This is a genomic window from Curtobacterium sp. MCBD17_013, from assembly GCF_003234565.1.
In the GTDB taxonomy this organism is placed as follows: Bacteria; Actinomycetota; Actinomycetes; order Actinomycetales; family Microbacteriaceae; genus Curtobacterium.
Genome location: NZ_QKTU01000009.1, coordinates 60,101 through 78,891, shown reverse-complemented (window position 1 = coordinate 78,891; position 18,791 = coordinate 60,101). Strand labels below are relative to the sequence as shown.

At 69.0% G+C, this 18,791-nt stretch carries 14 protein-coding genes; 8 read left to right on the top strand and 6 right to left on the bottom strand.

Annotated features, from left to right (window positions below; all coding sequences use genetic code 11):
* Nucleotides 1-1,155: 1,155 nt before the first annotated feature.
* From DEI81_RS11060 to murJ, 5 genes are all read right to left on the bottom strand, one after another.
* Nucleotides 1,156-2,118, bottom strand: a complete 963-nt coding sequence (locus DEI81_RS11060) for a D-alanine--D-alanine ligase (protein ID WP_111010774.1) — start codon at nucleotides 2,116-2,118, stop codon at nucleotides 1,156-1,158.
* Between the two features lie 83 nt (nucleotides 2,119-2,201).
* Nucleotides 2,202-3,509 carry a PLP-dependent aminotransferase family protein gene (locus DEI81_RS11055; protein WP_111010773.1) on the bottom strand — a complete coding sequence of 436 codons (1,308 nt, stop codon included), beginning with the start codon at nucleotides 3,507-3,509 and terminating at the stop codon, nucleotides 2,202-2,204.
* Nucleotides 3,510-3,712: 203 nt separating this feature from the next.
* Nucleotides 3,713-4,039, bottom strand: coding sequence for a thioredoxin (gene trxA, locus DEI81_RS11050; RefSeq protein WP_111010772.1), 327 nt, complete (start codon nucleotides 4,037-4,039; stop codon nucleotides 3,713-3,715).
* Between the two features lie 96 nt (nucleotides 4,040-4,135).
* Nucleotides 4,136-5,143: a thioredoxin-disulfide reductase gene (trxB, locus tag DEI81_RS11045; RefSeq protein WP_111010771.1), complete on the bottom strand. Its 1,008-nt coding sequence runs from the start codon at nucleotides 5,141-5,143 to the stop codon at nucleotides 4,136-4,138.
* Nucleotides 5,144-5,251: 108 nt separating this feature from the next.
* Nucleotides 5,252-9,778, bottom strand: a complete 4,527-nt coding sequence (murJ, locus tag DEI81_RS16420) for a murein biosynthesis integral membrane protein MurJ (protein WP_220035678.1) — start codon at nucleotides 9,776-9,778, stop codon at nucleotides 5,252-5,254.
* Between the two features lie 108 nt (nucleotides 9,779-9,886).
* Here murJ and DEI81_RS11030 point away from each other — a divergent pair, with 108 nt between their 5' ends.
* From DEI81_RS11030 to DEI81_RS16250, 8 genes are all read left to right on the top strand, one after another.
* The gene (locus DEI81_RS11030) at nucleotides 9,887-11,314 is read left to right on the top strand and encodes a CCA tRNA nucleotidyltransferase (protein WP_111010770.1); all 1,428 of its coding nucleotides are present in this window, start codon (nucleotides 9,887-9,889) and stop codon (nucleotides 11,312-11,314) included.
* Between the two features lie 180 nt (nucleotides 11,315-11,494).
* Nucleotides 11,495-11,866, top strand: coding sequence for a 30S ribosomal protein S6 (rpsF, locus tag DEI81_RS11025; RefSeq protein WP_111010769.1), 372 nt, complete (start codon nucleotides 11,495-11,497; stop codon nucleotides 11,864-11,866).
* Nucleotides 11,867-11,869: 3 nt separating this feature from the next.
* Nucleotides 11,870-12,418, top strand: coding sequence for a single-stranded DNA-binding protein (locus DEI81_RS11020; protein WP_111010768.1), 549 nt, complete (start codon nucleotides 11,870-11,872; stop codon nucleotides 12,416-12,418).
* Nucleotides 12,419-12,468: 50 nt separating this feature from the next.
* On the top strand, nucleotides 12,469-12,729 hold the full coding sequence (rpsR, locus tag DEI81_RS11015) for a 30S ribosomal protein S18 (RefSeq protein WP_066517360.1): 261 nt from the start codon (nucleotides 12,469-12,471) through the stop codon (nucleotides 12,727-12,729).
* A gap of 14 nt (nucleotides 12,730-12,743) precedes the next feature.
* Nucleotides 12,744-13,196, top strand: a complete 453-nt coding sequence (gene rplI, locus DEI81_RS11010; RefSeq protein ID WP_111010767.1) for a 50S ribosomal protein L9 — start codon at nucleotides 12,744-12,746, stop codon at nucleotides 13,194-13,196.
* An 862-nt stretch (nucleotides 13,197-14,058) separates the two neighbouring features.
* Nucleotides 14,059-15,420, top strand: coding sequence for a replicative DNA helicase (gene dnaB / locus DEI81_RS11005; protein WP_375334608.1), 1,362 nt, complete (start codon nucleotides 14,059-14,061; stop codon nucleotides 15,418-15,420).
* 318 nt (nucleotides 15,421-15,738) lie between these two features.
* Nucleotides 15,739-16,128, top strand: a complete 390-nt coding sequence (locus DEI81_RS16770) for an NUDIX domain-containing protein (protein ID WP_375334771.1) — start codon at nucleotides 15,739-15,741, stop codon at nucleotides 16,126-16,128.
* A gap of 530 nt (nucleotides 16,129-16,658) precedes the next feature.
* Complete coding sequence (locus DEI81_RS16250; protein ID WP_181435395.1) at nucleotides 16,659-16,871, top strand: hypothetical protein; 213 nt, start codon at nucleotides 16,659-16,661, stop codon at nucleotides 16,869-16,871.
* A gap of 177 nt (nucleotides 16,872-17,048) precedes the next feature.
* Here DEI81_RS16250 and DEI81_RS10985 read toward each other — a convergent pair whose 3' ends face one another.
* Complete coding sequence (locus DEI81_RS10985; RefSeq protein ID WP_111010765.1) at nucleotides 17,049-18,572, bottom strand: SIR2 family protein; 1,524 nt, start codon at nucleotides 18,570-18,572, stop codon at nucleotides 17,049-17,051.
* Nucleotides 18,573-18,791 lie beyond the last annotated feature (219 nt).

The following is an 18,791-nucleotide window of genomic DNA, read 5'->3' as shown; positions in this document are numbered from 1 at the left end:
ACGTGGAACATCGTGAGGTGCGTCGGCAGGTGGCGTCCGAAGGGCGCCTGCGGCGCTGACCACGATCAGCACGATGCGTGGCTCACGCCCTGATCGTGAATCCTGCGCACGCCATACATGGACCAGTCGAGCCGCTGGTGCGACCGATCCGGTGTGGCAACGCGTGCGCTGATGGTCGTGCGACGGCCGGAGTCGAGAGACTGGCGTGGCGAGCATGTTCCACGTGAAACAAGGGCCGCCGTCCTGCTGGTCGCGCCGCAGCCGGTGCGCGTGACGACGCGGCGTTGCGCGCGGACCGCGAACAAAGCGCGACGCGATGCAGGCGGAGGATGACTTGACGGCCGTCGCGGGGATGGAACTACGAGCACTGGACCGGGTCCCCCGGCACATGACAACGCCACGGCACGACGAGCGGCTTGGCCCGCAATGTCTCGATGACGACGGACGGCAGACCGGAGATCGCTGCAGGAGGTTGACCGCGGCGCTGGTGGCTCGCGCTCGGATGATCGCGGGGGATTGCGCCGGGACGTTGATCGGGCCCGCCAGGATGGCAGCGAGACGGGCGGCGGATGAGAGGTTAGATGGGCGGCGAGTCGGGTGACCCTGAGGCGGAGCGCGAGGCGCCGGGTGGGCGGCGATCCGGGCAGCCATCCGGGCGGCGCGTGAGGCAACCACGATGGGCGATCCTCGCTGCCACCGCGGGCGCATGCGGCGGTCGCGAGGCGGGGTGCGCGGATCGTGATCAGCGCGCCTCGTCGCCGGAGTGGGCCGTCCTCGGCACCCGGGCGGCGATCAGGCTACGCTTGGTGGACGCGGAGCCGGGCCACCGCAGCGCACGATCGCACAGTCGTGTCCCGGCGTCCTCGGTGTGCTGTTGTTGGGCCGCCACGCAGATCGTGCTGCCGCTGGGCGCTCGGTACGCCGATCAGCTTGCTCCTGCGGGGACGACTACGGGGCCTCGACCGCACGCCGATCAGGACGACCCGTGGCCAACTCCGGCCGTCGCGTTCACCCTCGCCAAGCCACAGAACCGGGTCGTCTCCAACTGCGCCTGGAGCAGCCGAATGTTTCACGTGGAACGCGCGTGCACTGCGCCGCCCGGGACCGGACCGCGCTGCTCGGGACCGGGCTGATCCCCCGTGGGACAGACGACCGCTACCGGCGATGGTCGCGGATGGCCTGCTCGGCGAGTTCGGCGTAGACCCACCCGAGGTCATGACCGGAGGCCAGGAGGGCCTGCGGCACGAGCGACGTCTCGGTGAGTCCGGGAAGGACGTTCACCTCGAGGAACCACGGTGTCTCAACCGCGTCGACGATCATGTCGACGCGCGAGATGTGCCGGAGGCCGAGCGCGACGTGTGCTGCGACTGCTGCGTCGGCCGCCGCCGTTGCGGCTGCGGCCGACAGGCGCGCCGGGGTGTAGAAGGTCGTCTCACCAGCGTTGTACCGCGCCTCGTACCCGTACACGCCGGATCGCGGGACGATCTCGACGGGAGCGAGGGGCACCGGGTCATCCCCGGTGTCGACCACCCCGACGGCGATCTCGGTCCCGGTGATGAGCTGCTCGACGATGACGTCGTCGCAGTAGGTGTACGCCGTGACCATCGCTCGCGGCAGATCGGCCGTGTCGTGGACCAGGGTGACGCCCTGCGCGCTGCCACCGCGGGCGGGCTTGACCACGAGGGGGATCGGGTGCTCGTCCGCGATGGCCGCGAGCACGCTGACGGCGCCGAGTTCGCGGAAGACGTCGTGCGACAGGGTGACCGATCGCGGCGTGCGAACGCCCGCCCGAGCGGCGAGTGCGGATGCGGTCGGTTTGTCCCACGCGAGGCGAGCCGAGGTGGCGCGCGAACCGACGAACGGCACGTCGAGTGCCTCGAGGATGCCGCGGAGCGCGCCGTCCTCACCGCTGGCGCCGTGGAGCGCGGGCCAGACGACGTCGGGCTGGAGTTCGCGCAGCGCGGGCAGCAGCGTCGCGTCGGCGTCCCGGAGATCGACCTGCCAGCCGTAGCCGATGAGCGAGTCAGCCACGCGTCGTCCGGAACGGAGCGAGATGTCCCGCTCGTGCGAGATGCCCCCCGCGACGACGACGACGTGACGACGGGCGAACTCCACCATGATGCGTTCCTCGAGTGCGGCCGCGCGGCGCGCGGCGTGATGAATCCCTGGTCAGGAGCGGTCGGCCGAAACGGCGACGCGGGTCAGGACATGTTCGGCGGCGGTGCGGAGACCGTCTGGGCGGGGTCGGTGATCGGCGCCGGCCGGGCGGCGGTGCCGAAGGTCTCGATGAGCTCGAGTTCGTCGTTCACGACGGTCGCGAGCCGCTTCACGCCGGTGCGGATCTGCTCCGGTGTGGGGTAGCAGAAGGAGAGACGCATGTGTCCGCCCCCGCGGCCGTCCGCGAAGAACGCGGTACCCGGCGTGTAGGCGACGAGTTCCTTGACCGCGCGGGGCAGCATCGCCTTGGAGTCGAGCTGCTCCGGCAGCGTGAGCCACACGAAGAACCCGCCGTTCGGCGTGGTCCACCGCAAGTCGGGGAGGAACTCGGCGAGGGCGGCGAGCATGGCGTCGCGGCGCTCCGCGTAGAGACCGCGGAAGGTGGTGATCTGGGCCTTCCAGTCCGCGGCATCGAGGTACGCGCTCACGACGTACTGTCCGAACGAGTTCGGCGCGAGCACGGCGGATTCGTTCGCGAGCACGAGCTTCTCGCGGATGGCGTGCGGCGCGAGGGCCCACCCGACACGGAATCCCGGGGCGAGGGTCTTCGAGAAGGAGCCGAGGTACACGACGCCGTCCTCGTCGATCGAGCGGATGGCCTGCGGCGCCGGCTCGTCGAACCAGAGGAGACCGTAGGGGTTGTCCTCGAGCACGAGGATCTGGTTCGACCGGCAGATGTCGAGGATCTCGATGCGGCGTTCGCGGCTCATCGTGACGCCCGCGGGGTTGTGGAAGTTCGGGATGGTGTACAGGAACTTCATGCGCTTGCCGGCGGCCCTGAGGCGTGCGATGGTCTCGCGCAGGGCCTCGGGGACCAGGCCCTGGTCGTCCATGGCCACGTGCGCGGTCTCGGCCTGGTACGAGCGGAACACACCGATCGCACCGACGTACGACGGCGACTCCGCCAGGACGACGTCGCCCGGATCGATGAACAGCCGCGTGACGAGGTCGAGGGCGTGCTGTGAACCCGTGGTGACGACGACGTCCTCGGCGCTCGCACGGACGCCCTCGAGTGCCATGATGTCGACGATGTGCTCACGGAGGGTCCGGAGACCCTGGCCGCCGCCGTACTGCAGCGCCATGGCGGCGTCGTGCTCCATGACCCGGTCGATGGACCCGGTGACGAGCTCGCGGGGGAGCGCGGACACGAACGGCATGCCGCCAGCCAGGGAGACGACCTCGGGGCGGGATGCGACGGCGAAGAGTGCTCGGACCTCGGATGCGCTCAGCCCTGCGGTGCGCTGGGCGTAGGAGTCGTACCACGGGTCGAGGCTGGTTCCCCGGTCGGTCATCGCATGGTCTCCGATCACTGGGGCGCCGATCGCGGACGCCAACGCCGACGCCGACGGACGGCGTTCCGGCCACGATACGGCATGCCCGTGCACGCCCGTCCGTCCCCGCGCAGGCCAGTTCCGGACGCGTGGCTCCGCGTGGACGACGGAAGCCCCGCCTCCCGGATCGGGAGACGGGGCTTCAGGAGCCGTCGGGGCTGGTGTCAGACCAGGAACTCGGCCAGGTCGGCCTCGAGCGCCGGCTTCGGCTTCGCACCGATCACGGTCTTGACGACCTCACCGCCGCGGAAGACCTTCATCGCGGGGATCGAGGTGATCTGGTACTGCATTGCGGACTGGGGGTTCTCGTCCACGTTGAGCTTGACGATCTCGATCTTGTCGCTGTGCTCCGACGCGATCTGGTCGAGGATCGGGGAGACCGCACGACACGGCCCGCACCACTCGGCCCAGAAGTCGACGAGGATCGTCTTGTCGGACTGCAGCACGTCGCTCGAGAACGACGCGTCGGTCACTGCCTTGGCGTTGGACATGGTTCCTGCTTCCTTGGGTTGGTCGTTGTGGACAACATCGACGTCCGTGTCGCTATTCCGTTGGACGGGAGGCACGGCGCGGCCGGGCGCGACCGCTCAGCTCCCGACCGTGGCCGGCTCGACCGGCGAGATCGTGACGGGCTCGACCGGGACCGGACCGTCCGCCAGGGCGGCGAGCTCGGGCTCGAGGTCGGCGAGGAACTTCTCGGCGTCGAGGGCCGCCACCGTGCCGGAACCGGCCGCGGTGATCGCCTGCCGGTAGGTCGGGTCGATGACGTCACCGGCCGCGAAGACGCCGGACAGGTTCGTGCGCGACGAGCGTCCGTCGACGGCGATGGTGCCCTCGGGGGCGAGGTCGACCTGGCCGTGGATGAGGTGCGTGCGCGGGTCGTTGCCGATCGCGATGAACAGACCGTCGAGGGGCAGCTGCGACTCCTCGCCGGTGGTGGTGTCGCGGAGCGTGACGCCCTCCACCGAGGTCTCACCGTGGATGGCGACGACCTCCTTGTTCCACGCGAACACGATCTTCGGGTCGTTGAACGCGCGGTCCTGCATGATCTTCGACGCGCGCAGGACGTCCTTCCGGTGGATCACCGTCACCGTGTCGGCGAAGCGGGTGAGGAACGTGGCTTCCTCCATCGCGGAGTCGCCACCGCCGACGACGGCGATGTTCTTTTGGCGGAAGAAGAAGCCGTCGCAGGTCGCGCACCACGACACGCCGTGGCCCGACAGGCGCTGCTCGTCCGGGAGGCCCAGGTTGCGGTAGGCGGAGCCGGTCGCGTAGATCACGGCGAGCGACTCGTAGGTCTGGCCGCCACCGACGGTGACCTTCTTGACGTCGCCCGTGAGGTCGACGGACACGGCGTCGTCGTACAGGATCTCCGCGCCGAACTTCTCGGCCTGCTCCTGCATCTTCATCATGAGGTCGGGGCCCTGGATGCCCTCCGGGAAGCCGGGGAAGTTCTCGACCTCGGTGGTCTTGGTGAGCTCGCCGCCGGTCTCGACGCTGGACGCGACCACGAGGGGCTTCAGCTCGGCGCGCGCGCTGTAGATCGCGGCGGTCAGCGCGGCGGGACCGGAGCCGATGATGATGAGCTGGCGCATGCCTGGTGCCCTTTCGTCGTGGACGTCCTGGAGGACCGGACCGGTGCCTCCCGGTCCGATCGGATCAACACATGGTACCGGCGGCGCATTCCGCCGCTCGGCCCGCGTTCAGCGTCCGAGACGGGCCCGGAGGAGGCCCACCGCGCTTCGGATCTCGCCGTTGCGCGTGAGGACGAGCACGGCCACGTACACGACCACCATGGCGGCCGCGGTGAGCGCGAGGGTGATGAGCGCACTCGTGACGTCCGTCATCGCGAACCCGCCGGCTCGGAACGCCCCGAAGAACGCGGCGACGGCGACCCCGGCGGCCCCGGCGACGATCGCGGCGACGACGAACTGCACGTGCGAGCGCGTCACGGCGCCGCCCTCGATGCCGGCGAGGCGTCGGCGGACGATGACGAGCGCGACGACGGTCTGGGCGCTCCCGGCGAGGGTGGTCGTGATCGCGACGCCGACACCGATGGCCGAGCCGGGCAGGGCCGCGACGGCGTAGGCGCCGATGACGAACAGCCCGGACTGCACGAGCTGCATGAAGAACGGCGTGCGGTGGTCGTGGAGGGCCCAGAACACCCGCTGGATGATGAACAACATGCTGAACAGCACCAGGCCGGGCATGTAGGCGACGAGCACGAAGGCCATCGACCGGACGTCCGTGAAGGCGTGCTCGTAGATCCGGGCGAACGGGAACGCCAGGACGATGAGGGCGACCGACGCGAACACGGTGAACAGACCGACGATCCGGAGCGACTGCGACAGGTTCCGGCGGACCGCGGCGATGTCACCCCGTTCCGCGTCGTGGCTCATCCGGGTGAAGTAGGCGGTGGCGATCGACACGGTGATGATCGAGTGCGGCAGCATGAACAGCAGCCACGAGTTCTGCAGCGTCGCGTTGCCCGCGCCCGTACCGAGGGATGCCACCCGCGACTGCACGATGCCCGCCAACTGCGTCACCAGGATCATGAGGAACAGCCAGCCGGCCGCGGTCCCCGTCGCCTTGAGGCCCACCCCGCGCCACCGGAAGTCGGGACGGAACCCCAGGCCGGCACGACGCCAGAAGAGCAGCAGGAACGCCGCCTGCACCGCGACGCCCAGAGTGGCGCTCCCGGCGAGCACGGCGATCTTCGTCGGCGTCCAGTCGCCTGCGTCGCTGTTGAACCCGCGCGTGCCGAAGAGGGCGATGAACACGACGAGCCCGGCGATCGCGATGACGTTGTTGAGGAGCGGCGCCCACGTGAAGGGCCCGAACACCTGGCGGGCGTTGAGGACCTCGCCGAGCAGCGAGTACAGCGCGTAGAAGAGGATCTGCGGCAGGCACCAGAACGCGAACGCGACCGCCAGTGCGGTGGTGTCGTCCGCGAAGCCCTTGCCGCCGCTGCCCGCGGACTGGCTGTACAGGTGGACGAGCAGGGGTGCGATCGCGGTGGCGACGACGGTGACGCCGAGGAACACGATGCCCCCGAGCGTGACGATCCGGTTGATGTACGCCTGACCGCCGTCGGCGTGCTGCTTCATCGAGCGGACGATCTGCGGGATGAGGACCGCGCTGAGCAGGCCGCCCGCGATGAGCGCGTAGATGTTGTTCGGCAGCTGGTTCGAGACGGCGAAGGCGTTGGCGGCGGCGCTGCCGGACTGGCCGATCGCGGCCGCGAGGACGAACGTCTTGGCGAACCCGAGGACGCGCGACACCATCGTGCCGATCGCGAGCAGGGCGCTGGCCCGGCCGAGGCCGCGTTCCGCCGGGGCGGTCGGGGTCGCGCCGCCGGTCGGGGTCGCGCCGCCGGTCGGGGTCGCGCCGCCGGTCGGGGTCGCGCCGCCGGTCGGGGTCGCGCCGCCGGTCGGAGCCGCGCCGCCGGTCGGGGTCGCGCCGCCGGTCGGAGCCGCACCATCGATCGCGCCCGCTGCCGCGACCGCGCCCGCCCCGACGACCGCGCCCGCCCCGACGGCCGCGTCCGTCGTGCCCGGGGTGCCGGCGGTGGGTGCCGCGGCACCGATGGGGGTCCCGGCGAGTGGAGCCGTGCCTCCCGGCCGAGCGGTCTGGAGGTCGTCGGTCACGTCGTTCCGTTCTCGTGCGCCCGTCGGGCGTGCAGCGGCGACGGCCGCGGGTGTGGCGACGGCTGCGGGTGTGGCGACGGCCGTGGATGCGGTGGCCGCGGGGGCGGGGGCCGACGCGGCCACCGGCTGGTCGTCGAGCGGACGGTTGGGGTCGTCGTCGTCCTCAGGAGGCGCGCCACCGGACCGGCGACGGAGGCGTCGGCGGATGTTGCGCAGGATCCCGAGGCCGAAGATCACCACGACCGCGGCTCCGGCGAGGCCGGTGATGATGGTCTCCCACTGGGCCTGCACGTTGATCTCGACCGCGCTCGGCTGCGCGACCCGCGTCCCGGTGGAGCTCGTCAGCGTGAGCTGGAGCTGCACCTTGCCGTTCGCGACGGACTGCACGGGGAACGTGATGCGCGACTGCGACTCGGGCTGGACGGTGACCTGGAGCGCGTTCTTCTCGACCCGGAGGAACGAGTTCGACGGCGTCACCGTCAGGTAGACGGTCACGGGGAACTCGGACTTGTTGCGGACGGAGATCGGCAGGGACGACCGGTCGCCGAGCAGGGTGATGGAGCTCGAGTCGACGATCCCGACGGAGTCGACGACGGCGTTCGCCCGTTTCACCCGGACGGCCACGGCACGCTGCAGTCCCGCGAGGTCGGTCGTCCACGCGGTCGAGGCGAGGGCGAGCGTGTGGAGCCGGGTCGGCGCCGTGAGGTCGGTGGGGGTGGTCAGCGCGGTCGAGAACGCGGTGACGGCACTCTCGGACTGGACGAGCTGGCGGAGTTGCGCGAGGCGGTCGTCGGGCTCGGCGTGGTTGCTCACCGAGACGCTCGTCGGCGCGGTGCCGATGGTCGTCGAGAGGTCCGTGGGCGAGACCCACGGCATCGACTCGAGCGCGTCGAGCGTGTCAGACATGCGGGTCGGGTCGGTCGGCCATGAACGGTCGAACGTCAGGAGGATCGGGGCGGAGGTGCTCGCCTGGCGCGTCGTCGTCGCGAGGGTGGCGGTGAGCGCCGCCATCGCGCTCTGCCACGACGCCTGATCGGGTGCGTCCGCGGCGTCGTCGAGGAGCGCGCTCAGCCGTTCGTCGGACACGAGGAGGTCGGCGGTCCCGGCCTTGGCGGAGGCGGCGACCGTGGTGTCCGCGCCGGCCGTGGTGTTCCCGTTCGCGACGATGGTGTGCTGGTAACCCCCCTTGGCGAGTACCGGGAGGTCGTCCGAGGTGACGGTGTCCTCGTCCGGCCAGGCGATCGAGGGCAGCGTGTACGGGAAGTCGAGCAGGGTCTGCATCGTCGGCAGCGTGGGCGCGGCGGGCGTGGGCTCGCCTTCCGGCTGGCCCGTGCCGGGCGCCGGGGTTGTGTCGGTGCCGGCGGTCGTTCCGGTTCCGGCCGCCGTTCCGGTCTCGCCCCCGGTGCTGGTTCCGGCGCCGGCGCTCGTCCCCGTGCCTCCACCGGCCGACGTGGACGGGCCCGCACCGGCGGTCGGCGTCGCGCTCGCGGCGGCCGCGCTGGCGCCGCTCGCACCGCCCGTCGTCCCGGTCGCGGTGGCCGTCGGTGTCGGGGTGACCGCTCCGGGGAAGTGCCGTGGGTCGACGTCCTGGTCGAACGAGATCGGCGTGAAGACGCCCGGCGCCCCCGCCTGCCGGAGGCCCGTCAGGTCGGCGTCGGCGTAGGGGAGCGCGAACGTCTCGTTCCGGGCGGCGGTCAGACGGTCGAGCCAGGCCACCGCGGACTCCGGGGCGTCCTGGCCCAGGAGCCGGATCGAGACGATGATCCGCGGGTCGATGCCGATCGCGACGTTGTGGTCGATCGCGGCGTCGAGCTGTGCCGTGAGCGTGCCGTCGACGGCGGTGTCCGCGGCGAGCTCCGACGCCGACAGCGTGGTCGACGTCGTCGCGGGCACGGTGATCGGCATCACGACGGAGACGTCCGTGGGCTGCTGCGTCAGCGACGGGTACCAGGTGATGGCCGAACGGCCGACGACGTCGACCGAGCCCGACGCGTACGAGACCGCGAGGCGGCGCGCGCCGAACGAGTAGCCGTCGAGGCCGACCGTGGCTGACGGGATCGTGATGTCGGTCATCGTGACCGTGTGGTGCGCGGGGACCACCGGGACGTCGAAACTCGTCAGGTAGGAGCCGAGGTAACCGTCTGAGCTGGTGTCGTCGAGCCAGTCCTCGAGGTCGGACCGGTCCCCGGTCACGCTCCGCGACAGGGAGACGTCCGCGGTGGTCGCGGCGAGGTCCGTGTCGGTGCCGTTCGTCACGGTGACCGTCAGGGTGAGGTCCTGGTCCGGCTTGAGCACGCCCTGGTCCGTCGCCGCCACCGACAGGGAGGCCGTGGTCGCCGTGGTGGGCGCCGCTGCGTTCTTCTGCGCGGGGTGGGTGGGCGCGGGCGTCGCGGTGCTGGCGTTCGTGCCGGTGGGACCGGGGGTCGCGACCGCGCGTGCACTGCTCGTGGCCGACGCGGCGTGGCTGCTGCTGGCCGCTGCATGGCTGCTGCTCGCCGCCTCCGCGACTCCGGGCGCGCCGACGACGCCGAGGGCGACCAGCGCGGTCACCGCGGCGGCGAGTGGCGTTCGGAGGATGTGCATGGAAGAGGCGCCCGGGACCGTCCGGGCCTCGGACGAGTGTAGGAGGCCCAGCCGGAGACGCAGCCGAGGAGGCACGGCACGGCCGGGTTCTGGGATGATCGACGGGTCATGCCCTCCGTCGCACACGCCGTGGAACGCCTCGGTCACCTCGCCGAGTCCGCACCCGTCGCCACCCTGGCCGCCGCCTTCGCCGAGGCCGGTCACGAACTCGCGCTCGTCGGCGGTCCCGTCCGCGACGCCTTCCTCGGTCGGCCCGTGACCGACCTCGACTTCACGACGGACGCCCGGCCCGACGAGATCCTCCGGATCGTGGAACCGATCGCGAGCGCGACCTGGGACGTCGGGCGACAGTTCGGCACCATCGCGGCCCGCGTGCGTGGCGAGCAGGTCGAGATCACGACGTACCGCAGCGACGTGTACGACGGCGAGACCCGGAAGCCCGAGGTCGAGTTCGGATCGGCCATCACCGAGGACCTGGTCCGCCGGGACTTCACCGTCAACGCGATGGCCCTGCGACTCCCCCAGCGCGAGCTCGTCGACGTGGCCGACGGCGTCGAGGACCTGCTCGCCGGTCGACTGCGGACGCCGCAGAGCGCCGCGGTGTCCTTCCGCGACGACCCGCTCCGCATGATGCGTGCGGCACGGTTCACGGGCCAGCTCGGGTTCACCGTGAGCGACGACGTCCGCGCCGCGATGACCGAGCTCGCCGGCTCGATCGCGATCATCTCCGCCGAGCGCGTGCGCGACGAGTTCGTCAAGCTGCTCGCCACGGACGACCCCGTGCCCGGGTTGCGCCTCCTCGTTGACACGGGCATCGCCGAGCGGGTGCTGCCGGAACTCCCGGCGATGCAGCTCGAGATCGACGAGCACCACCACCACAAGGACGTCTACGAGCACTCGCTCACCGTGCTCACGCAGGCGATCGGCTACGAGCACGAACGGCACGCCGGCGACGCGCCCGACATCGTCCTCCGCGTCGCCGCATTGCTCCACGACATCGGCAAGCCGGCCACCCGCCGCCTTGAGCCCGGCGGCGTCGTGAGCTTCCACCACCACGACCTCGTCGGTGCCAAGCTCGCCCGCAAGCGGCTCCGCGCGCTGCGGTTCGACAACGAGACCGTCGCCGCCGTCACGAAGCTCATCGAGCTGCACCTGCGGTTCTTCGGCTACACGGACGGCGCGTGGACGGACTCGGCCGTGCGCCGGTACGTCCGCGACGCCGGCGACCAGCTCGAGCGGCTCCACGAGCTCACCCGCTCGGACGTCACGACGCGCAACCGCCGCAAGGCCGACCGGCTCGGGTTCGCGTACGACGACCTGGAGGACCGGATCGCCGCCCTGCGCGACCGGGAGGAACTCGACGCCATGCGTCCGGACCTGACGGGCGACGACATCATGCGCATCCTCGACATCCGCCCCGGGCGCGAGGTCGGCGAGGCCTACCGGTTCCTGCTCGAGGCGCGCATGGACGAGGGGCCCCTCGGCGCGGACGAGGCGGAGCGTCGCCTGCGCGCCTGGTGGGCCGAGCGGGGCTGATCCGCACCACCCGACCACGGTGCGGGCGGTCGGGCTGTGGAGAACCCTTGCCGGGCCTCCCGGCCGTCGGCTAGTCTTGTCAGGTTGTGCCCACCGTGTTCGTGGTGGTCGCACACATGCATCAACCCTCCTGCTCCGGAAAGACCGGAGCCGTTCTAGACCAAGGGAGGTGGGTTCCGCATGCACCAGTACGAACTGATGGTCATCCTCGACCCCGAGATCGACGAGCGCACGGTCGCTCCGTCGCTCGACCGGTTCCTCGCAGTCATCCGCAACGACGGTGGCACCGTCGACAACGTGGACGTCTGGGGCCGTCGTCGTCTCGCGTACGAGATCAACAAGAAGTCCGAGGGCATCTACGCCGTCGTCAACATGACGGCGAACGCCGACGCCGCCAAGGAGCTCGACCGCCAGCTCGGTCTCTCCGAGGCCGTGCTCCGCACCAAGGTCCTCCGCGCCGAGGAAGCGATCGCCCAGGTCGCCGCCGCCAAGAAGCTCTCCGACGAGCGCGCCGCCCGCAAGGCCGCGGCCGCCACGAAGAGCGCCGAGTAGCCCGTGGCCGGCGAGACCGTCATCACGGTGGTGGGCAACCTCACCAGCGATCCCGAGCTGCGGTACACGCAGAACGGCCTCGCGGTGGCGAACTTCACCATCGCGTCGACACCGCGCACGTTCGACCGTCAGGCGAACGAGTGGAAGGACGGCGACGCGCTGTTCCTCCGTGCGAGTGTCTGGCGTGAGTTCGCCGAGCACGTCGCGGGATCGCTGACCAAGGGCTCGCGCGTCATCGCGCAGGGTCGTCTGCGTCAGCGCTCCTACCAGGACCGCGAAGGCCAGCAGCGCACGAGCATCGAGCTCGAGGTCGACGAGATCGGCCCCTCGCTCCGCTACGCGACCGCCCAGGTCACCCGCGCCTCCGGTGGTGGTGGCGGCGGTGGCCGCGGCCAGGTCGGCGGCGGCAACGGTGGCGGCGGCGGCGGGTACAACGGTGGCGCGCAGTCCGACGAACCGTGGTCCCCGCAGGGCAACCAGGGTGGCAACACGTCCTCGTCCGACGTGTGGAACACCCCGGGCGGCACCTACGACGACGAAACCCCGTTCTGATCAGTCGGCTCCCCCGCTGATCCGGAAACAGAACTAGAAGGAATCCCCCAATGGCTGGAAAGAGCAGCGGCGACCGCCGCAAGCCTCGCGGAGGCAAGGGCGGCAAGAACGCCGCCCCCGCGAAGTCGATCAAGGTCGGCGTCATCGACTACAAGGACGTCGCGACCCTGCGCAAGTTCATCTCCGAGCGCGGCAAGATCCGTGCCCGCCGTATCACCGGCGTCTCCGTCCAGGAGCAGCGCCTCATCGCCCGTGCCGTGAAGAACGCCCGCGAGATGGCGCTCCTCCCCTACGCCGGCTCCGGCCGCTGATCGGAGGATCACCCATGTCGAAGCTCATCCTCACCCACGAGGTCTCCGGCCTCGGTTCCGCCGGTGACGTCGTCGACGTCAAGAACGGCTACGCCCGCAACTACCTGATCCCGCAGGGCTTCGCCGTCGCGTGGTCGCGTGGTGGTCAGAAGCAGGTCGAGTCGATCCAGGCCGCCCGCGCCGCGCGCGAGCTCGCCACGATCGAAGAGGCCCAGGACCTCAAGCTCAAGCTGCAGAACGCCGTCGTCACGCTGACCGTCAAGGCCGGCAAGGACGGCCGCCTGTTCGGCTCTGTCCGCCCGGGCGACGTCGCCGACGCCGTGCAGGCGCAGGGCATCGGCTCGCTCGACAAGCGCAAGATCGAGGTCCCCGGGTCGATCAAGTCCGTCGGCGAGCACGAGGCCACGGTCCGGCTCCGCGAGGACATCGTCGCGACCATCGCGCTGAAGGTCGTCGCCGCCAAGTAGTTCCGTCCGGACCGGCGCTGCCGGTCCGACCGCCGAGGGCGGGTCTCCCAGTCGGGAGGCCCGCCCTTCGTCGTCCCCGCAGCCTCCTCCGGCTTCGCTGCTCTTCGACAGTCCGGCGGTCGTCCGACATCGGATCGGCGGTCGTCGGATGCACACGCACCAGATGCGGTTGCATGCGACGACCCGACTGCTGTCGGACGACAACGGTCATGTCGATTCCGGCCCCCTGCCGGGAGGCGCGGTGGCGGTCCGTCCCGCCGGCCGGGACCGGGGCGAGGCCGGTGGGGTACGCGTGTCCTCCTGGTTGCGGACAGCAACTCCGCGTGGTTCCGGCGCGCGCCCAGCGACACCCGTCGCGCTGTTGACCCGGGGACCGTTCCGGGGGACAAGCGCGCATGTGGTGGGGCTGGGAGCGCGGGACGTGGTACTCCACATCAGGCCGCCCTGTCCAGGTTCTATGCACAGGCAGGACGTCAAGTCGGGAACCTTCAACCGGCACTCTAAACAACGTTGTGCACACATGGTGTGCAACCAGAAACGCCAGGTCAGAAGCGGTTTATTTCGCCCCGGTCCCCGCTCCTCCACAGGAGTTTCCACAGTTGTCCCCACCGCTTTCCGGCGTGTTCCCCGTGTCATCCACAAAGTTATCCACAGGACCTCTTGCTGGGGATAACTTCGCTCCCCTAGCCTGCGGGAGCGACTCGGGCAGGGGGCATGGAACGGGTCGTCACGGGACCGGAACGACCGTCGCGCTCGAGCCGCGAGGGTGGTGTCGGGGGGTGGCGGTACCAATGGTGGGACGGGCCTCCCGGATCATGCTCGAACGGCCCGGACGGGCCGACCAGGACAGTGAGGAGTCTGCGTGTCGATCGCGCATCTCGGTGCACCACCGGACATGGCCGAACGGGGCATGGAGCGGACGCCGCCCCACGATCTGCTCGCCGAGCAGTCGACCATCGGCGGCATGCTGCTGTCGAAGGACGCCGTCGCCGACGTGATCGAGACCGCGCGGGGCGTGGACTTCTACATCCCCAAGCACGAGGTCATCTTCGACGCGATCCTGTCGCTGTACTCGCACGGTGAGCCGACCGACGTCATCGCGGTGACCGACGAGCTCACCAAGACGGCCATGCTGTCCCGGGCCGGTGGCGCCGAGTACCTGCACTCCCTGACCTCGCTCGTGCCCACGGCGGCCAACGCGGGCTACTACGCCGCGATCGTCGCCGAGAAGGCCGTGCTCCGTCGCCTGGTCGAGGCCGGCACGCGCATCGTGCAGATGGGCTACGCGTCCGAGGGTGAGGTCACCGACCTCGTCAACAACGCCCAGGCCGAGGTCTACAACGTCGCGGGTGGCGTGCAGACCGAGGACTACGTGCCGCTGACCGAGGCCATCGGCTCCGCCATCGACGAGATCGAGGCCGCCAAGGGCCGCGACGGGCAGATGACCGGCGTGCCGACCGGGTTCGCCGGGCTCGACGCCCTGACGAACGGGTTCCACCCCGGCCAGCTCATCATCGTCGCGGCGCGCCCGGCGCTCGGCAAGTCGACGCTCGCCCTCGACCTCGCACGCGCTGCCGCCGTCAAGCACAACCAGACCGCGGCGTTCTTCTCGCTCGAGATGGGCCGCTCCGAGATCGCCATGCGCCTGCTGTCCGCCGAGTCGAGCGTGCCGCTCCAGAACATGCGCAAGGGCACCGTCGACGCCCGCGACTGGACGACCATCGCCCAGACCCGCGGTCGCATCAACGACGCCCCGTTCTTCATCGACGACTCCCCCAACATGACGCTCGTCGAGATCCGAGCCAAGTGCCGGCGGCTCAAGCAGCAGCACGACCTCAAGCTCGTCGTCATCGACTACCTGCAGCTCATGACGAGCGGCAAGCGCGTCGAGAGTCGCCAGCAAGAGGTCTCGGAGTTCTCGCGTGCGCTCAAGCTCATGGCCAAGGAGCTCCAAGTCCCGGTCATCGCGCTCTCGCAGCTCAACCGTGGCCCCGAGCAGCGCGCGGACAAGAAGCCCCAGATCTCGGACCTGCGCGAGTCGGGCTCGATCGAGCAGGACGCCGACATGGTGATCCTGCTGCACCGCGAGTCCGCCTACGAGAAGGACAACCCGCGGCAGGGCGAGGCGGACTTCATCGTCGCGAAGCACCGCAACGGGCCGACGGACACGATCACGGTGGCGTTCCACGGGATGTTCTCGCGGTTCGTGGACATGCCGCAGTAGGGGAACGTGTCGTCCGCCAGCTAACTTGTCCGACTGCCGCACAACGTGTCCGAAATACCGATAAGGACAGGTTGTTTGGCAGCGACGACGGGTCCAGTCGCACTCGCGGGCCGTGCCGAGTATCCCGGGCTGCACGACCGGTCGGCTTCCGTCGCCCGCGACCAATCCGCCATCGACCCGCGGGACCACGAGAGGCGACTTCGACCTGTAGCACTTAGGGCACCTTCACCGGGCATTCTCGCGAGACAGGTATACGGGAATCCCCAGCTCAAGCAGCACACGGGCAAGTTGTGACTAAGCGGGTGAGAATGTCTGGAAGTGTTTCAGACTGTCTGTTCCGGCATCAGTTTGTCTCGTATCGGCGTTGACCGCCAGCTTGACTGCTTAGCGGCAGTCGTCGTGCACGACGAGCAGGTGCTCGTGATCCGACGGTTCAAAAACGGCCGGAGCTGCTGCGTGCTCCCCGGAGGCGGCGTCGAAGAGAGCGGGAACCTACGTGAGGCCTGCCGTCGCGAACCTGCGAAGAGACCGGGCTTGATGCGACGTGGGCGAGCTGCTCGACGTCCCCGTAGACAGCGATGTGCCTGCGGCGTACTTCGTCGTGCGGATGACCTTCACGGATGTGTCGCTCGGAGGACCGGAGCTACACCGAGCATCCGACTCCAACGAGTACGCCCCCAGCTGGGTCGCCGCGACCTCGCTCGATGATGAACAGCTCGTCCCAGACGAAGCGAAACAGGCGGTACGCCTCGTCCTGAGCACTGCACGGCCGCCATCTGAGCCGTCTCGATAGCCGATCGGCTACCGGACATGACGGCGCGCACTGACGGGGCCCTGACGCCACGGCAAAATCCCGGAGCGCCCCGCTCTGCGTGAGGGGCAGCTGCTCATGCAGGTTCCACGTGCCGCGCGGGAACGGGGCTCGAGTACACGACGTTCGTGGTGATCCCTTCGAGCGTGGCGAGCCGTCCAGTGATCCGCGCCAGGTCCCGCATCGACCGGGCGAGCACCTTGATGATGAAGCAGTCTGCGCCCTGACGTGGTGCGCCTCGATGACTTCGGGCACGTCGGCAACGACGTCGTGGAAGGGCTAGCCACCGCTGACTCGCCGTTCATGCTCGCCATCGACGCCCCGATGGTCGTCGTCGGTGCCGGTCAAGGCCTCGCGTTCGCCCCTCCTCTCCAGCTTCGGCATCGCTGGCGCAAACAGCGCCTACGCCGGAGCCGCCTCAGGCCTGGTGAACACTGCCCACCAGCTCCGCAGTTCCCTCGGCCTCGCAGTCCTCGTCGCCGTCTCCACCGCACTGACCAGCGGCACCGGCGTTGCGGGAGCCGTCGGACGCACCCACAGCGCACTCACCCTCGCAAGCCTCTTCATCGCCGCGGCGTTCATCCTCTGCGCCTCCGTCATCGCGCCCACCGTCGGACGGCAGCGCCGCACCGTCCGCTAGGAAGCATCCGGCTGCCGGTCGGCCCTTCGGACGGTCCGCTGGTCGCTGGGGGTCGTCTCCGCCGTCCTCTTCGGCGTCCTCTAAGCGACCGACTGTCGATCAGCGACACAAGCTACCGCTAGCGGTGACTCACCCTAAATGCGGGGAGCTGAAGAGCAGCTCTCGATAGAAGGCGCCTCACGCGCTTCCGAAGCGCATCCAGTCATACGCCACGACCGCTTTCGCGTACTGCGTGGACCACCACGGTTCAGAGCGTTTTTCACGATACTTCACCAGAAACTCCCGCAAACCAGCAACGTCGTTCGTCAGTGTGGGCAACTGCATCGCACTGTTCAAAACACGATCCCAGCCCATCTTTGCCTCGAGGTCAGGCACCGACAACAGAACGCCCGGCTCCTCGAGCTTCGCGAACAGCTCCGCATATCTCTCTGCCCGCCTCTTGGCGGCCGTCTCTAGTGCAGAGCCTCCTTGCCATGAGCCAGCCGTCCATAGACCAGCCTCGACGAGATACTTAAAGACAGGCACGTACGTCGTGATTGGCAGCTTGGGATACACCTTGGAGATGACCAGATCCGCAGGCAAATCTCGAGCAGGGCTCTGTAGAACGTCGTCGAAAAGGTCCTGACGGGTGAGTCCGACGATGCCAACTGCCGTCATCTTCGCTCCGACGCCAAAAACGACGTCCAACCCGCTGGCGCTAGAGTCGTCTATGTCGGAGACGGCAACAAGCCGCCCGTCTGGATCATTGCTCTGCACAAGCTCGAACACTTGCTCCTTGAGCAGCCGAAGGATGCGCGCTGGCATAGCTCGCTCGCGATGCCCGAGGGCGCTGAACACTTCCAGGAAGTCTGGCACCGTTGCGCGGATGATCGGGAGAGACACCCCGTTCACATTCATCACGGTGGAGCTCACGTCTGCCGGCTGGTCGGGCACCCACTCGACGAAAATGAGTCGATCCTGCAACTTCGAGACGTTCTCCGGGCGAAGACCAGTGATCAGTGAATCCAACAACGACTGAATGTTCGAATCACCTAGACTGTACCCAAGGAATATAACGGGATGCTCGACGAATATAGTTGCTAGCTTCGCAGCTAAATACGCGTTCCGCGCGTTGTAATCCTCGTAATCCTCCGCAGTAAGCACCAATGAATCGGGGTGCTTTTCGCCTCCATGAATGTAGTAGATCTCCGCAATACCTTGCGTGTCAGAGAACACAAGTTCATCTTGACCGATGTATGGCCGGAAGTCTGGAAATACTCGCTCGAGTAGGGAGTCGAAGTTCGTCGTGATCACACCGTCGACAACGGAGTCTTTGAATAGCTCGAACTCGTGAAGAAGGTCTACGGGCGGCGCGAAGTCTTCGAGCGCCGACCTCACGTATTTGGCTACTTCAAACTTGAGTGGCGAAGCACGGGTCGTTACCGAATCTCGCCACTCATCGACGGACGATGCGAACGCGGCGTCAGACCACCAGGAGTCATAGAAGGCGTCCGCGATGAGCGTCGCTGCCGTCGGGAAATCTCCGCCCGCGGCACCAAGGTAGTAGGCGAAGGGATGACCAGTGAGCTCGGAAAAGTGCGTCAATAGCCCTTTCCAGTCCCCAAGGCCCGCATACCGCCTAGAAAGGCCTGCGCCGACGAAGAGGTAGGGACCGGCAAGACCGTGAAGGTGCTCGCTCAAGAAGTCGTCAACCTTGCCCATGTGCAGACCCTAAGGCAACACCACTCGGCGCCTCCGGTAGGGCGCGCGGGCGCAAATCGCGCACAGTTGTCCGAACCCCATGAAGAGACGCGTGTCCAGCCTGGGAGCGGGTGGCGGTGAGCGGCCCGCCCATCGGAACCTGATGAGTCGCGGTGCTCTGCATGCCCCGTCAGCGTAGAGGGGACCAAGGATGCCTCGGAGAAGCATCGGCTACTGAAA

Excerpts from the sequence above, each read along its gene's own strand:
- DEI81_RS11060 (WP_111010774.1), bottom strand. The coding sequence starts at position 2,118 with ATGGTGGAGTTCGCCCGTCGTCACGTCGTCGTCGTCGCGGGGGGCATC.
- DEI81_RS11055 (WP_111010773.1), bottom strand. The coding sequence starts at position 3,509 with ATGACCGACCGGGGAACCAGCCTCGACCCGTGGTACGACTCCTACGCC.
- trxA (WP_111010772.1), bottom strand. The coding sequence starts at position 4,039 with ATGTCCAACGCCAAGGCAGTGACCGACGCGTCGTTCTCGAGCGACGTG.
- trxB (WP_111010771.1), bottom strand. The coding sequence starts at position 5,143 with ATGCGCCAGCTCATCATCATCGGCTCCGGTCCCGCCGCGCTGACCGCC.
- murJ (WP_220035678.1), bottom strand. The coding sequence starts at position 9,778 with ATGCACATCCTCCGAACGCCACTCGCCGCCGCGGTGACCGCGCTGGTC.
- DEI81_RS11030 (WP_111010770.1), top strand. The coding sequence starts at position 9,887 with ATGCCCTCCGTCGCACACGCCGTGGAACGCCTCGGTCACCTCGCCGAG.
- rpsF (WP_111010769.1), top strand. The coding sequence starts at position 11,495 with ATGCACCAGTACGAACTGATGGTCATCCTCGACCCCGAGATCGACGAG.
- rpsR (WP_066517360.1), top strand. The coding sequence starts at position 12,469 with ATGGCTGGAAAGAGCAGCGGCGACCGCCGCAAGCCTCGCGGAGGCAAG.
- rplI (WP_111010767.1), top strand. The coding sequence starts at position 12,744 with ATGTCGAAGCTCATCCTCACCCACGAGGTCTCCGGCCTCGGTTCCGCC.
- DEI81_RS10985 (WP_111010765.1), bottom strand. The coding sequence starts at position 18,572 with ATGGGCAAGGTTGACGACTTCTTGAGCGAGCACCTTCACGGTCTTGCC.